Below are 15,833 nucleotides of genomic sequence, written 5' to 3'. Positions count from 1 at the left end.
CTTATACCGTTATCCATTGGAGGAGAATAGAGATGAACAAAAAGACAAAAACATGGATCATTTCAGGTGTCGCAGCAGTCGTCATTCTTGGGGGCGGAGGTTACTACTTCGCGAACAGTTATCTGGGAAATAATGTTGAGATTGAGCAAGTGCTTCCTGTGAGTACGGCAGCTTCCACAACGGAAACCGGATCGGACAGCGGCAGTGGGACAAAAGTATCCAAAGAAACCGTTGGAGCAGAGCAACTGAATGGAGACTGGAGCATCAGCGAAGGTTCGAAAGTTTATTTCTCGGTAACAACATCTCAGGAGACCGTCAATTTTGCGGACGAGCAGGTGAGTGGTAACTGGACGATCAATGTGGCAGACCCTTCCCAAATGAAAGCGGAAGGACAGATCCAGATGAATGGAATCGACTCGGGTAACAGTCAGCGCGATGGTCATGTAAAAGAGGCCGATTTCTTCGACGCGAGCACATACCCTCAAGCTACATTCACCGCAACTTCCTTCGAGAATGTGCCAGCAGAATGGACCGCAGGGCAGACGGTGGACTTCAAAATGAATGGAATCCTTACGGTAAAAGGAATTGAGAAAGAGGTTACGTTTGACGTGAAAGCGGCTTATGAGAATAATCAGGTGTTGTTGTCTGGTACAACGATGGTTACCTTTGAAGATTTTGGGTTGAAAAATCCGCACTCTGTTGTTCTCTCGGCCGAGAATGATATCCAGGTACGGTTGGAGCTGAAGCTCAGCAAGTAAGAATTGAGTACATAAGACTAATCCAACTTGTTTTACATTCCAGTGATGTAGACGGAGAAACCAATATTTATGTACATCGTTACACGCCTAAATCTGTTCCATTCTGCCTGTCTGGCAGAGGGGGCAGATTTTTTATGTTAACAATGGGAAACGATCCACGGTGAGTAAGGAATTACCAGACGATTGTTAAAATAACTGCTGTTTACTTGGGATAATGCCGTGTCCCTGATCAACATAAAGCGCTTACAATTATAATGATTTACAAACTCATGGATTCAAGTTTATCCAAACATGATAAGGGGGAGATCAAGCGTGCACAAGAAATACATAAGCGGCTGTCTCGTATTATTAATGTTGTTCTGCGATCTGGGACTGATCGTTCGACCGGCAGCAGCAGCAGAGAAAACAAACGTTGCACTGAACAAGGCGGTAACGGTTAGCGCGGAAGATCTAAAGTGGGGAGGCAATAAAGAGAACGCTGTAGACGGCAAAGGGGATACAAAATGGAGTGCGGACAGAGCGACCTCAGTGGACCAGCCTCACTGGTTAATGGTCGACCTGGGAGATTCATACCAGCTCTCCGGAGCTGAATTGACATGGAAGGATGCAAACCAGGTTGTAAAGTTTCTCGTCGAAGTTTCTGCTGACGGCACGAACTGGACAAAAGTAGCGGATCAAACGTCCAATGAAACGGCTCAGAGCATAGCCAACCTGGATTTTCAAGCTGGCGCAGTTCAGTTTGTAAAGGTCACGATTCCTTATTATGCGGGTACTGACTGGTGGCCTGGCATTTCCGAGTTTCAAGTCTGGGGAGAGAAAGAGGCAAGGAACCCGGCAGATATCGTGGAATATGATGCAGTCCATGTATCTACCGTAAGTCGTACTGTACCTGTTCTGCCTACCGAAGTTAAGGCACATTACCAGAACGGGAAATCTGGCCTTGTTCCGGTTACTTGGGAAGAGATTGAGCCTTCACAGTACGCATCAGCACGCAAATTTACGGTCACAGGTGATGTCTATGGAGCGCCGGTACAACCGGAAGCCGAAGTTACAGTTGAAGGATACCGCAGTGATTTTGTCAGAGGTGTGGATATTTCCACGTTGACAGCTATTGAGGATCATGGCGGTTATTATCTGGAAAGTAATGGCGCAAAGCGCGATCTGCTCGACATTCTGAAAGACCGCGGCGTGAACTACGTGCGGATTCGTCTGTGGAATGATCCACAGAAATCCAATGGATATAACAACAAGGAAGATGTGATTCGTCTGGCCCAGCGGGTAAAGGCGAAAGGCATGAAGATTCTGCTCGACTTCCATTATTCTGATGAATGGGCACATCCGGGTCAACAGCTTCGTCCTAAAGCTTGGGAAAACCTCTCATTCGAAGAATTGAAGACAGCTGTCTATGATTACACGCGTGAAGTGGTAGGCGAAATGAAGGAAGCGGGCGCCATGCCAGACATGGTTCAAATCGGTAATGAAATCAACAGTGGTGTATTAAACGGATTGAATAGTAAAGTCAATTTTGATGAAAACGCTGCCTTGCTTCAGCGCGGGGTGGATGGTGTTCGCGCAGTCCCTGGAGGAGATCAGGTCAAAATTATGATCCATCTGGCTGAAGGGGGCAAAGCGGATACCTTTGACTGGTATTTCGGTGAATTGGAGAAACGGGGGCTGGAATACGATATCATCGGTCTTTCGTATTATCCATTCTGGCACGGAACATTTGCAGATGTGCGAAAAACGATGAATGAAGTATCCGCCAAATATGGAAAGGAAGTTATTATCGCCGAGACGTCCTATCCGTTCTCGTATAAAAACGGGGATGCCCATGGCAATATTATTGGCAATCCCGATACGCTGAATGTAGGAGGAGCGACCTTCCCGGCAACCGTACAGGGACAATATGATGCGATTGCAGGCATTATGGACATGATTTCACAAGTTCCTGATCAGAAGGGAGCCGGTTTCTTCTATTGGGAGCCTGCATGGATTGCAGCTAATGTAGGCTGGATTGCATCGGAGGGAGACGCATGGGAGAATCATGCCATGTTTGATTATGACGAATATCCGGCTAATGGCGGTTACTCCTATGAAGGCCGTGCTCTACCCTCGCTGGATGTGTACAAACGTGGCTTGGACAATCTGCCCGCAGATCGGAAAGAGTTGTCGGCAGCCATTACACGCGCACAGGCGCTCGTAGTCAGTGATTTCACAACTGAAAGCTGGAACACACTCGGTCCAGCCATTGAGGCAGCCGAGAATACGTACAAATTGGCTTACACATCTGGTGGTGTGACACAGCAGGATACGGATGCTGCGACGTTGGCGCTGAATACGGTTATGCAGCAGATGGATGTTATAGCTGCGAATCGGGACACACTTCAGGCGATTATCGCCGAAGCCAAGACATACATGCAAACCGACTGGTCTGCTGCCACGTGGGGGCGTTTGACCAAGGCTCTAGTGCATGCAGAACAGGTCATGGCGGATGAAAGGGCGACACAAACAGAGGTAAATACAGCAGCAAAACAAGTGGAAGCCGCGATCCATGGTTTATCCAATGTGGACAAAACCGAGCTAACACAGTTCATCGGTGAAATGCAGCAATTGACCGAATCGTCATTTACCCAACGAAGCTGGGCGAACCTAAAATCGGCTTTGTTATCTGCAATCACAGTTAGAGACAAGCAGGATGCCATACAATCTGAAGTGCAAGGGGCTCTGACTACACTTCAAAAAGCGAATAACAGTCTTGTTTTGCTGGAAGCATTAACAACAGGCAAAACAGCTACTGCATCAAGCAGTGCAGGTACAGGTGGTGGAGAAGCTAACTCGCCTGGGGGTGCAATCGACAGCAATCCCAATACTTCATGGGGAACCGATCAAAGTGTGGGTAGCTGGTGGCAAGTGGATCTGGGAGCAACCGCTGTAATCCGCAAGTTGGAAATGTCCATGTGGAGTGGTGGCATTAAATACAAGATTGAGGTATCCGACGATAACAAGAACTTTGTGAAAGTCGTGGATACAACAAGTGATGTCGTTGTATCCACCAATCCAAGACATATCCTGCCCGCAGGCACGGAGGCGCGTTATATTCGTCTTACCGTAACGGCAGGTTCCGATTGGGTAGGCTTTATGGATTTTGAAGCGTACGGGGTTTTCCCGGCGAACAAATCTGCCATGGAGACTACAGTGAATTCCGCTGCGAAGCTACGTCAAAGTGAATACACAGCCGCAAGCTGGAATGTGTTTGCACAGGCATTGTCGTTTGCCCGCGTGCTTATCAATGATGCAGAAGCAAGTGCACAGGAAATCAGTGCTGCGGATAACGCTTTGAAAATGGCGGTTAGTCAGCTTGTGCGGCAAGAATCGACCCCGGGTCAGCCATCACAGCCCGGCCAACCTGCTCAGCCTTCCACACCTGGATCATCGCAGAATCCTGGCAACCCTATTGTAACGCCGCCAGTTGAATCCGTTAATCCAGGAGAAAGTGGTTCCATTACAATCAAAGGGACAAGTACGGGAGTGGACACCTATGTGATTCAACCTGATATGAAGAAGTTGTCTCAGACGATTGGTGGAATGGGAGCGGGGAGCAAAAAGCTAACCTTGATTGCGGATATTCCTAAGGATGCAAAGTCTGTGACCTTTCAGCTCAATGCAAATCAACTTCAGGAATGGGCACGTACTCAGGCATTACAGTCGCTGGAGCTGATCATGAAACAGACATCTGTCCGTATCCCATTAAGTTTACTGAAGGATGCTCGTAGCGAAGATGAGGCTACAATGGATGTCATTCTGGCCGAAGACTCCACAGCGAATCTGTCTGAAGCGCAAAAGAAAACCATCGGTAACCACAACGTGGTCAGCGTGAATCTGTTGTTAAACGGGCAGCCGTTACAGTGGACAGACAGATCCGTTGAAATCGCGATGTCGAATGTTCAAAATTCAAATGCAGAAGACGTTGTGCTGGTTATTCAATCCCTTTTGCCAAATGGTGAAATGATGCCAGTAACTTTTACTCAATATAATGAAACGACTAAAAGTTTGGCATTTAAGCCGCTTCAATCAGGCCATTTCGTGATTACTGAAGTGCAGGTTCCCTTGAATGACTTGCAATCCTTCTCCTGGGCCATGAAAGAGGTTCAGAATCTGTATGGCAAAGGAATCATTACAGGCATGACGGATACTCGATTCAATCCCGCGGGAGAGCTGACAAGAGCACAATTTCTACAAATGATTATTAAGGGTATTGGCGAATCACGTTTGCCGGATACATCCACTTCAGCCCTAGCGGATGTGAAGAGTGATCAATGGTATTCAGATTCCGTACGCCTTGGTCTGGAGATGGGAATCGTGCAAGGTAGAGCAGACGGATCGTTCGCAGCTAATGAACGTATTACCCGTGAGGACATGGCGGTGATGTTAAACCGTGCAATACAGGTTATGACGAAGAATGAACGTTCAACCATAAGTACATCCAGCAGTACCGGATTTAAGGATAATGCAGAGATATCCGAATATGCAAAACAAGCTGTTGCCTTGATGCAAGAACAGGGCATGTTAAACGGGATGGCTGATGGCAACTTTGCGCCGAAACAGAATGCTAACCGTGCACAGGGAGCAGTCGCTGTAGCCAGAATGATGGAGCAGATCTATTCATTCTAAGTGTATACATGAGATAGGGATCGGGCCTTTCTGGCTCGATCCCTATGTTTGTTTATTCATCTAAATGGTAGACAGATAGAGACCAATTCTGCTATGATCTAATTGATAATGATTACCATTATCATAAAAAGCGTTGAATTATAGGGGGCTATCATATTTATGTTTAAATCCAAATCGATGCTGTCCATTTACACATTATTCATTGTGTTTGCGCTTGTTCTAGCGGGTTGCGGAAATGCAGAAAAGGCAATGGATGATACGGGAAGCGAGCGAGGACAGACGACAGAGAATCAGGAATCCAATGGAACCGATTCAGTTCAGAATAAATCAACGGAAAGTGAAACACGCGACTATGAGACGGACAAAGGAACTATCACCATTCCTGCACATCCCAAGCGTATTGTGACCGATTACTATGGTGGCGAAATCCTGTCTGTAGGCGGGGATTTGGTCGGTGTGGAGCCAAGTGCTTTTGACAATCCGTTCATTAAGGAACAGCTGAAAGACACCTCTGATGTGGGTTATCCGGTTAACGTGGAGAAGACGCTGGAGTTACAGCCTGACTTGATTGTTGTGATGTATGATGATAACTATGAGGAACTGTCCAAAATTGCGCCAACCGTACATATCCCATACGGCACAGCGACAGATATCTACAAGACCGTTGAGCTGTTTGGTGATTTGATCGGTCAACCGGAGCAGGCGAAGACGTTCATTGCCGAGTATGAGAAAAAGGCGGCTGAAGGACGCGAGAAGCTGAAAGGCATCGTGGACGAAAATACAACCGTTGGTTTGTACGAGTTGACAGACAAAGGTGACCTATGGACGTTTGGTGATAATGCTGGCCGAGGCGGGCAAGCCGTCTATAACGCTTTGAAATTGAAAATGCCAAGCAAGGTAAGTAATGATAATCAAACTGCCCAACTATCTCTGGAAGTGCTGCCTGAATACGCAGCGGATTATATGTTCATGACCGTGTACGATCCCGAGAAAAAGGGAGAGGCGTTGAAGGAATTCAAACAGTCCAATGTGTGGAACGGTCTGGATGCGGTGAAGAATCACCGATTCTTTGAGAATGATTTTGATACATTCTATCGGTATGATCCGATTGCCATTACAGCCCAGATTGATTTGTTTGTTGATCTGATCACGAAGAGTGCTGAACAAAGCAAATAAATAAATGAGCAGCGACGGGGTTGCTGTTAGTCTTAATGTTAATGTTAATGTTAATGTTAATGTTACAGGTAATGTTAAAATAACGTCCAATCCATCATAAGTAGTCATTACTGATTATTATTATAGAAAATCAACCTGTCTTGGGCCTTTGGCCTGGGGCGGTTTTTTTTGCTGTCAAAAGAAAAAGGGATTTGTTAATGTCATATTGACAATATTGAACTTCTTTGATATCATTTCGATAATATCATAATGATAATATTGAGAAATGGGGAATGAACCATGTTTGGATTCCGATTCGTGAAGTTTCAACCCAGTGAGTATGTAATGAAAGTGAAGAATGGTCAGGTACAACGTCAAGGTGTAGGTTTGTCCTTTTATTATTATGAGCCAACCACTTCGGTGGTCGTTTTGCCCGTATCTTCGGTGGATGTACCATTCATGTTCGAAGAGATCACGGCTGATTATCAGACGGTTACCGTCCAAGGCCAACTGAGCTATCGAATTGTTGATTATACGAAAATTACCCAAAGCTTGAATTACACGTACAATTTGCGTAAAAACCGATACATCTCCGATGACCCTGGCAAGCTGGATCAACGTGTGATCACGATTGCCAAAGTGCTAACCAAAAAACACCTGGAACAAATGCCGCTGAAGGAGGCCATTCAATCCAGTGAACGACTGGCAAGCAGCATGAAACGGGAAGTGGTTCAGAGTGAAGAACTGGAGAAACTGGGCGTAGAGTTAATGAGTCTGTCCATCCTTGCCATTTTACCCAATAAAGAGACCATGCGTGCTCTGGAAGCACAAGCGAGGGAAGACATTTTGCGACAGGCTGACGAGGCACTGTATGTACGTCGCAATGCTTCCATTGAACAGGAGCGCAGAGTGAAGGAGAACGAGTTGAACACGGAAATTGCCGTTGAGACGAAGAAACAACAAATTCGTGAAACCCAATTGCATGCCGAGCGCTCGGTGAAACAGAAACAGAATGAGATGGAACAGGAGCAGCTCCAGTTCAATACAGCGATGGAGGAACGGAAGCGACAGCTTATTGAATTGACGATTGCCAATCACAATGCCGAAGCTGATGCGAAAGCCTATGAAATTGCTGCCGTAATGAATTCATTACAGAATGTTGAGCCGAATGTGCTGCAAGCGATGGCTAATATGGGGATGAATTCGGATAAACTGATAGCCCTTGCGTTCCAGGAACTGGCGGAGAATGCCGGGAAGATTGGACAGCTGAACATCTCGCCCGATCTGCTGCAAGGATTAATGACGCCTCAGGCAAGAGAGCAAGGAGGTCGTGCGTGATGAGATTGGGTAAAGCAAGCAAACCAGTAGCAGCACACCCTGTTGCAGAAGAGCGAATGACCGAATACAAGTTGATTTTGGTCAAACGAAGAACAAGGCTGGAAGAATTGGTGGTACGGTATAATACGGTCCAGCAAGCCCAGTTCTATATTGAACGACTGGGAGCAGATTTTAGTGATTACCTGGAGGAGGATAGGCGTTATCATCATGCAGTACAGCAGGCCCAGCAGCAGCTGAGCCCGTTGGGCCGGGTTCAGACGATTGATCGGGAGCATGTACCCAACTTCATCTTTGGAGCACAGGACATTGTGGTTGTGATCGGACAGGATGGTCTTGTTGCCAATACACTCAAGTATGTAACCGAACAACCGCTCATTGGTGTAAATCCTGATCCGATGCGATGGGATGGGGTACTGCTGCCATTTACCGTGGAGGATCTAAGCTTCATTATTCCCGATGTTATTCGTAAACGGCGCTCCCTGAAAGAGGTGACCCTGGCCAAAGTCGAGTTGAACGATGGGCAATATCTGTATGGCGTTAACGATCTGTTCATTGGCCGGAAGACTCATGTCTCCGCCCGTTATGAAGTTCGATTGGGCTCCTCGGTAGAACAGCAATCCTCCAGTGGTGTAATTGTATCTACCGGAATGGGATCGACGGGATGGTTTAAAAGTGTGTTAACAGGCGCTGCTGGAGTCGTAGGCTCAGAGGCATGGCAGCTCATCCATTCAGATGGACAGATTTTCTCCAATCGAGGCAAAAACCATTTCAGTTCTGACGTTGTTCAGGAAAAAGGGGCTTTAGAAACGAAAGCTCCTGCAACCATTTCCTCACATGGAGGCATAAGTCATCTGAATTCATTCGGTTGGGATGCACCGTATCTGTACTTTACGGTACGTGAGCCCTTTCCCAGCCGGACGACGGCTGCCAATCTGGTGTTTGGACAGATTCATCCGAAACAGCCTTTGCGGATCGTATCACAGATGCCAGAGGATGGAGTTATTTTCAGCGACGGTGTAGAACAGGACTTTCTTGAATTTAATTCCGGGGTGGAAGCAACCATTGGCTTGGCGGAAAAACGTGGACGTTTGGTGGTCTGACCCTTTATTTCCAAACTGTTTTTGACTAGAATGGTAAACTAGATGTTAGAAGCCATGTTTAAAGTATGGAAAGAGGGTTGACAATGCAATCGATATTGCTGGTTGAAGATGATGCCAAGCTCGCAGGATTGCTGGGTGCATATCTGATTCGAAACGGTTTTCAGGTGCAGACTGTAACTGGTTTCCGTCATGTATTGGATGAATTCGTGGAAAACGGACCGGATCTGGTGCTCATGGATGTGAATTTGCCCCAGTTCGATGGATATTATTGGTGCAGACAGATTCGTACACATTCCATATGTCCTATTCTGTTTATTTCGGCTCGTGACAGTGGTATGGATCAGGTCATGGCGCTGGAGCACGGGGCGGATGATTATATTACGAAACCTTTTCAATATGAGGTTGTTCTGGCCAAGGTTCGCAGTCAATTGCGTAGGGCATATGGGATGTATGCAGCTGTACAACAAGAAATGAAAGTGAAGAATGGTTCCATGCTGCTGTATCCCGAGAGATATGTACTGGAGTATGATGGTCGTTCCGTGGAACTGACACAAAAAGAATCCGTGTTGGTCGAAGCACTGATGGGCAAGGCAGGTCGGGTTGTTGGCCGCGAACGGCTGCTTGAACTCATGTGGGAAGATCAGCATTTTATTGATGATAATACGTTGAATGTGTATATTACACGTGTTCGCCGCAAGCTGAAGGATCTGGGGGCTGATGAGATTTTGGAAACCGTTCGGGGAGCGGGCTATCGATTGCTTGATCTCGAATCACGCTTCCAGGAGGGAATGCAATGAAGCTCTTTCTGAAAGACCAGCTTACTTTATTCGGATTCTATTTATTGCAGATGGTGATGGTTCCTTGTGCATATTGGCTCTCGGGTGAAGAGCGGCCGTTGAAAATCATTCTCTATGGCATGTTGCTAAGCACAGTGGTACTGATTGTGTATCTGGTCGTACGTTATGTTCAGTTACGTCATTATTATCAAGCACTCCAACAGCCGCAACTACTGGTAGAGGAGCCTTTACAATCGCTTGGTGCAGCTCCTGTAGCTGAAGCCATCCACCAATTAATGCACGAACTGGAGCGTAACCGTCAGCATGCGATCGGCCATTTACGTACTCGTAAGGAACAGCAGGTTATATTCATGAACCGTTGGGTACATCAGATGAAGACTCCGCTTTCGATTATTCAATTAACACTTGAAGACGTGGAGGATAGGACAGCTGCCAGTATTCAGGATGAGCTGGATAAGCTGCGTAAAGGACTTGAAATGGTGCTGCATTCTTCCCGGCTGGAGCAGTTCGAAGGGGATTTCCGCGTGGAGCGTCTGTCATTATCTGAGGTCGTTCGGAGCAGTATCGCCGAGAATCGACGTTTGTTTATACGCAAAGGTATTACTCCGGTAATCCAAATGGAAGAAGATTTTCACATATACAGTGATTCCAAATGGTTGCGGTTTATATTTACCCAGATTTTGACCAATGCCGTCAACTACTCTGACAGCAAAGCCGGCAAAAAAGTCATAATCACCGCCTATGTAAAGGAAGAACGAATTGTATTGGATATACAGGATCAGGGAATCGGCATATCGGCTGAAGATATTCATCGCGTGTTTAATCCTTACTTCACTGGAGAGCGGGGAAGACAGTATCATGAATCTACAGGCATGGGACTGTATCTGGTTCGTGAGGTTAGTTCACGTTTGGGTAACCAGATTGAATTGTTCTCCAAACCGGATGAAGGAACATTGGTCAGATTCAGCTGGATGAATCGGAAATAGAGGCGCTTTGCCCATGGGTGAGGTGCTTTTTTTCATGGAAGTGGGGATTTCGCATGGAAGGGAACATAACCTTAAACGCCGTGTAAGGAAAGTTTAAGGTAAATCGATAGCAGGGTTGTGGGAGGTCGTTTAGGATAAGGGTATGAAAACCAAGATCGTTCAATTGGAGGGGAAACACCTATGGAAATGTTGCAAGTATCGGCACTAAACAAAGTGTATCAGGGCAAAGTGCAGACGCAAGCCCTTAGTGATATTCATCTGACCATCAAGCAGGGTGAATTTGTAGGGATTATGGGGCCATCGGGTAGTGGGAAAACGACTCTGCTCAATATGGTGTCGACCATTGATGAGCCAAGTTCGGGCAAAGTTCTGATTAATGGCATGAATCCGTTTGAGATGAAAAAGAAACAACTGGCCATGTTCCGACGCAGGGAACTCGGGTTTGTATTTCAGGATTTCAATCTGCTCGACACTCTGACCGTAGCTGAAAATATCGTACTCCCATTGACGCTGGACAAGGTCAAACTCAAAGAGATGGAGAGCAGGCTCAATCGAATCACCGCTCAACTTGGAATCGATCACATTCTGGATAAACGCGTCTATGAGATTTCAGGCGGGCAACGGCAGCGTACAGCCATCGCCAGAGCCATGATTAATATGCCATCCATTGTACTGGCTGATGAACCGACAGGTGCGCTGGATTCGACATCATCGCAAGCGGTAATGGAATCGCTCGAACAGATCAACCAGCAGGAGAAAACAACCATTATGCTGGTCACCCATGATCCACTCGCCGCAAGTTATTGCCATCGGATTGTGTTTATCAAGGATGGAAAGCTCGCTGCCGAAGTGCATCGGGGAGATAACCGTCAGACGTTCTTTCAGCGGATTATTGATACATTGTCGTTCTGGGGAGGGAATTCGCATGAGCTTTCCTCAGTTCGCGTTTAACAACATTCGCCGGAATGGGCGAGCGTATATTGCTTTTTTTCTCAGTAGTGTGTTTATGGTCATGATTTTTTTCGCTTACGCCATGTTTACCTATCATCCATATGTGAAAGAATTACCGATTGGTGCAACAACCGCTACAGGTATGCAGGTAGCATCGGTTATTGTGTATGTGTTTGCATTTTTCTTTGTCATGTATTCCATCAGTGCTTTTCTTAAATCACGGAACAAGGAGTTTGGCATTCTGACCATACTTGGTGCTGAACCTGGACAGATTCGGAAATTGGTTGTTCTGGAAAACATGTTGATCGGCTGCCTGTCCATTATTGCCGGTATTGGCGGAGGCATGTTGCTGTCGAAGTTGTTCCTGATGTTAACCACTCGTTTTATTGGTATGGATGATCTGCCCTTTTATTTTCCGATCAAAGCGATTCTGATTACGGTAGTAGCCTTTTTGCTGCTATTCTTCTGCATTTCGCTCTTCACGCTGGTTTTTATCGGGAACAAGCGGGCATTGGAGCTCTTAACAGGTACCAGCAAACCCAAAAAGGAGCCCAAAGCTTCATGGTTCTTCTCACTTCTGGGACTGGCATTACTTACAGCGGGATTCGTTGCACTGCGCAGCGAGCTGAATGGCGGGACCATATTGATTGCCGCAGTAACAGGTATTGCGGGAACCTATTTCTTTTACTCCCAACTCTCCGTTCTTGCCATCCGGCTCCTGAAGCGTAATCGTAAACGAGTATGGCATGGGACGCGATTACTGTGGATTTCGGAAATGAGTTACAAAATCAAAGACAACGCAAGAATGCTGTTTATGGTGACGGTGGTTATAGCCATTGCTTCCATGAGTGCAGTTGTCATTTTGTCACTGGATCAGCAGAACCGGGAACAGTTTACAAATAATGATTTTCCAATCCAATACAATGCATACGAGCCATCGGATCGTCTGGATCTGACATCAATAGATTCGAGACTTGAAGCCGCAGGCTTGGATTATCAGCAAGTTTACCTGGAATATTTCTGGGCTGATGCGGATCAGAGTGCTGTGTCAGTCATGCCGCTAAGTCATTACAATCGATTCAATGCAATCCAAGGAAAAAAGGAGTACCAATTGGATGCTGAATCAGTGATTTTTGTGGATTCCCGTAATGATGAGAATCAGGATCAGATTGAACGAAACAGGTTTCGCAATGATGTGAAAGGAGACACGTTGACGTTAAATCTGGACGCTGGCACAGTGCAAGCAAAGGTTACGGCTACAGACATAGAGCCCAGGTTTGCAAACCTGATCTATGCCACAGGCGTTGTCGTGGTCCCGGATGAAAAGTACAAAGCAATGACACATGACGTCAAAGAGAATTATATATCGGGGAAATATTTGTATCAGATTCCGGCTTGGGGCCATGCTGTGCCTGATCGGCAATCTTCGGAAGCCATGGTTAGCGATCAATTGCTTTCGTCCGTGGATTCAATCCAAAACGATAACCCTTCAAATGATAAATACTCTGGATATCTGAGCACGCGATACGGAGATTTTGAGAGATACAGACAGGGGACAGCGCTCTTTACCTTTTTGGGCGTTTTCATTGGATTAATCTTCTCGATCTCTTCCGCCAGCTTTCTGTATTTCAGACTGCACACGGATCTGGAGGCAGATGGGAAAATGGTGCATTCCCTGTCCAAAATGGGTCTCAGTTTTCAGGAGATGAAAAGATCATCCACGATTCAGATCGCGGTTCTCTTTTTCTTCCCAATCCTGATCTCCATTGTTGAAACTCTCGTTGTTGTTAAGCCGTTTCTGACTGAATTCGGTATTACCAATTATACGGTTCCGGTATTAACCGTATTTGGTGCATTTCTGCTTGCACAAACCTTCTATTTCTTCGTTATTCGCTCGAGATATATATCTTCACTGCGCAAAATGATGGTGTAATTATTCGTAACGCCCGGAATCCTTGATTTAGATCAAGGATTTCCGGGTGTTTTTGCTTTATGATGAATCCATTCCAAGAGTATAGAAGGAGGAAAAAATGATGAGTATTACGTCTTTGCAAGCAGTAAGGGAGTTTAACGCAGACCGTTTTACAAAACGTGTTTTATTTCAGCAGGGAGGTGGGGTCACATTTGTGCTTCATTTTCTGCCAGGACAACAGCTTCCGGTTCACAAACATCCGGGGACAGACGTTATCTTGCTGGTGGTCGAAGGTACAGGAACCATCATTCTGGACGGGAAAGGACAGGAAGTGAAGCAGGAAGATGTGATCTGCTGCAGCGGTGAGACTGAGTTTGCATTCCACAATACTGGAGATCATGAAGTACGCCTGTTTGTAGTATTGAATCAAGTGCCGGATGCCTCGTACGCTCAGGATGTGTAACTCCACATCCTATCTGATGAATGACCCTGTTTAAGAACAACAAAAAGCGTACTTTACTCTGAAAGGATCAGAGCTTAAGTACGCTTTTTCCACGTTAGGAGCAGTCGTGAATAATTCATGTTCATCGTTAGAAGTATCCTAGCATTTCCTTGGCTTCACTTGACATGAGTTGGGGGGTCCAATGAGGCTCCCACACGACCTGAACCTCAATATCGGTCTTATTCGTATTCTCCTGCAATACCCACTTCACAGCACCTACAATGGTGTCGTGGAGAGGGCAGCCTGGTGTAGTCAACGTCATCCGTACGTATACCCGCTCCGGTTCTTCCCGTACTTCATACACAAGCCCCAGGTCAACAATATTAACACCTAGCTCAGGATCATATACTTCCTTCAGACATTCCAGCAAATGAGTCGTTTGTTCCATCTTTTTCACTCTCCAGTCCACCTTATTAATATTTATTAACGTCTGAATACCAAAGCAATATTCGCAATATAAACGATTGAGACAAGAGATAAAATCGTCCCTCCAACCATCATAACCTCTGCCAGATTAATCAGAATTCCACTGACAAGCAGAAGGCTTCCAGCCACCATAGCGAGCATGCCCCAATTGACGTTCCGTTCACTCAACATACCGGTCATCAGCGGTGTTCCGGGTCTGCCTGCCTGCTTGCCATATTTGTGGGTCCACCACAGAAAAGGCACGATTTTGGAGGCGTAGCCAAGTATGGTGAGTGACACCCAACCCCCGAGATATACCCATCCAGACAGTAGAACAACACGTGGATGGAGCAGCAGTTCGATCCCTTGTGCAGAGTAGATCAGCAGAGCGACAGCATATACGGCTAAGGCACGGCTTACATAAACAGACCAGCGGATGCCTGGACCGGGGTTGCTTTTGTGCCGGTTCTCCTGTATTTGTTCCAGATGATACACATAGAAGAGAACGGCTGCGGTAAGAAGTAATAGAGCAAACCAGAGCAATCCACCTTTTATTCCTGTCAGAAAAGCAACCACACCTGTAATTACAGCTGCATTCCACAGGATCAAGACCACTTTTTGCAATCGTATGGAATAATTGTGGGACAAGTAGAACATGGGCAGCATTTTGTAACTGAACCCGGTAATTAACATGCCAAACCAGCCGAGTGTTCCCATCCAGATATGTGCGCCGAATAACCGTTCATGCAGGCCATTCCAATCACCAAAGGCAAAATTCAGACCCATCAGCATACCGGATAGCCCGGTGAGTACCAGATAAAGGCAGGCGCAGGCGGCGCTAATCGTCACCGGATTCCACTGTGAAGCTCGGAAGAGGGTAACGGTCATATTCCATGCAAACAACAGAATGCCTGAGAGCGCCAGTGTGGCAGAACCCGCAATCCAGCTAACATCTCCTCGAATGAAGCCATATAACATGCCCGTAATTCCGATTGTGAACAAGACGTAATGACAATAACCGAGAAACAGACTGTAAATATTGGATTGCAAAATAACATGTATCAGCTGATAAGCGGCACCCATGGCCAGCATGGTTGCCCACCCGAGCACAAACAGATGGGCATGAAACCAGCCTTCGGGTCCTCTTAATTCATCACCAAGCCAGCCTGTCAGCGAGAGCAGGGAGAAGGCGTGATACATTACAAATCCAAAGATGCCCGTGATGATAAAAAGAAACGGCAACCTGGACATGGCTTTC

Annotated in this window: 12 protein-coding genes; 10 read left to right on the top strand and 2 right to left on the bottom strand. The window is 46.4% G+C overall.

All coding sequences use genetic code 11. From position 1 onward, the window contains the following. The first annotated feature begins 32 nt into the window (after window positions 1-32). The 10 genes from JNUCC31_RS02300 (at window position 33) to JNUCC31_RS02255 (ending at window position 14,131) form a co-directional block, all read left to right on the top strand. Entirely contained in the window at window positions 33-758 is a 726-nt protein-coding gene (locus JNUCC31_RS02300) for a YceI family protein (RefSeq protein ID WP_192268196.1), read from the top strand. 312 nt (window positions 759-1,070) lie between these two features. Further along, a complete protein-coding gene (locus JNUCC31_RS02295) occupies window positions 1,071-5,429 on the top strand; it encodes a glycosyl hydrolase 53 family protein (protein WP_192268194.1) in 4,359 nt (1,452 codons plus the stop codon). A gap of 159 nt (window positions 5,430-5,588) precedes the next feature. Then, on the top strand, window positions 5,589-6,605 hold the full coding sequence (locus tag JNUCC31_RS02290; protein ID WP_192268192.1) for an iron-hydroxamate ABC transporter substrate-binding protein: 1,017 nt from the start codon (window positions 5,589-5,591) through the stop codon (window positions 6,603-6,605). A 279-nt stretch (window positions 6,606-6,884) separates the two neighbouring features. Beyond that, a complete protein-coding gene (locus JNUCC31_RS02285) occupies window positions 6,885-7,922 on the top strand; it encodes an SPFH domain-containing protein (protein WP_192268190.1) in 1,038 nt (345 codons plus the stop codon). Then, window positions 7,922-9,022: a diacylglycerol kinase catalytic domain-containing protein gene (locus JNUCC31_RS02280; protein ID WP_192268188.1), complete on the top strand. Its 1,101-nt coding sequence runs from the start codon at window positions 7,922-7,924 to the stop codon at window positions 9,020-9,022. The genes JNUCC31_RS02285 and JNUCC31_RS02280 overlap by 1 nt, the downstream gene beginning before the upstream one ends. A gap of 83 nt (window positions 9,023-9,105) precedes the next feature. Next, window positions 9,106-9,819, top strand: a complete 714-nt coding sequence (locus JNUCC31_RS02275; RefSeq protein WP_192268186.1) for a response regulator transcription factor — start codon at window positions 9,106-9,108, stop codon at window positions 9,817-9,819. Continuing rightward, window positions 9,816-10,805 (top strand): sensor histidine kinase, encoded by a 990-nt coding sequence (locus JNUCC31_RS02270; RefSeq protein WP_192268184.1) that lies wholly within the window; start codon window positions 9,816-9,818, stop codon window positions 10,803-10,805. Before JNUCC31_RS02275 ends, JNUCC31_RS02270 begins: the two co-directional genes overlap by 4 nt. 180 nt (window positions 10,806-10,985) lie before the next feature. Then, window positions 10,986-11,756, top strand: coding sequence for an ABC transporter ATP-binding protein (locus JNUCC31_RS02265; RefSeq protein ID WP_192268182.1), 771 nt, complete (start codon window positions 10,986-10,988; stop codon window positions 11,754-11,756). Beyond that, complete coding sequence (locus tag JNUCC31_RS02260; RefSeq protein ID WP_192268180.1) at window positions 11,731-13,689, top strand: ABC transporter permease; 1,959 nt, start codon at window positions 11,731-11,733, stop codon at window positions 13,687-13,689. The genes JNUCC31_RS02265 and JNUCC31_RS02260 overlap by 26 nt, the downstream gene beginning before the upstream one ends. 97 nt (window positions 13,690-13,786) lie before the next feature. Next, window positions 13,787-14,131, top strand: a complete 345-nt coding sequence (locus JNUCC31_RS02255) for a cupin domain-containing protein (RefSeq protein WP_228469456.1) — start codon at window positions 13,787-13,789, stop codon at window positions 14,129-14,131. A 127-nt stretch (window positions 14,132-14,258) separates the two neighbouring features. Here JNUCC31_RS02255 and JNUCC31_RS02250 read toward each other — a convergent pair whose 3' ends face one another. Together JNUCC31_RS02250 and JNUCC31_RS02245 are read right to left on the bottom strand one after the other, a co-directional pair. Beyond that, window positions 14,259-14,558 carry a metal-sulfur cluster assembly factor gene (locus tag JNUCC31_RS02250; RefSeq protein ID WP_192272668.1) on the bottom strand — a complete coding sequence of 100 codons (300 nt, stop codon included), beginning with the start codon at window positions 14,556-14,558 and terminating at the stop codon, window positions 14,259-14,261. A 35-nt stretch (window positions 14,559-14,593) separates the two neighbouring features. After that, complete coding sequence (locus JNUCC31_RS02245; protein ID WP_192268178.1) at window positions 14,594-15,826, bottom strand: hypothetical protein; 1,233 nt, start codon at window positions 15,824-15,826, stop codon at window positions 14,594-14,596. Window positions 15,827-15,833: the final 7 nt, after the last annotated feature.

Source organism: Paenibacillus sp. JNUCC-31, assembly GCF_014844075.1.
In the GTDB taxonomy this organism is placed as follows: domain Bacteria; phylum Bacillota; class Bacilli; order Paenibacillales; family Paenibacillaceae; genus Paenibacillus.
This window is presented reverse-complemented; position numbering and strand designations above follow the sequence as displayed.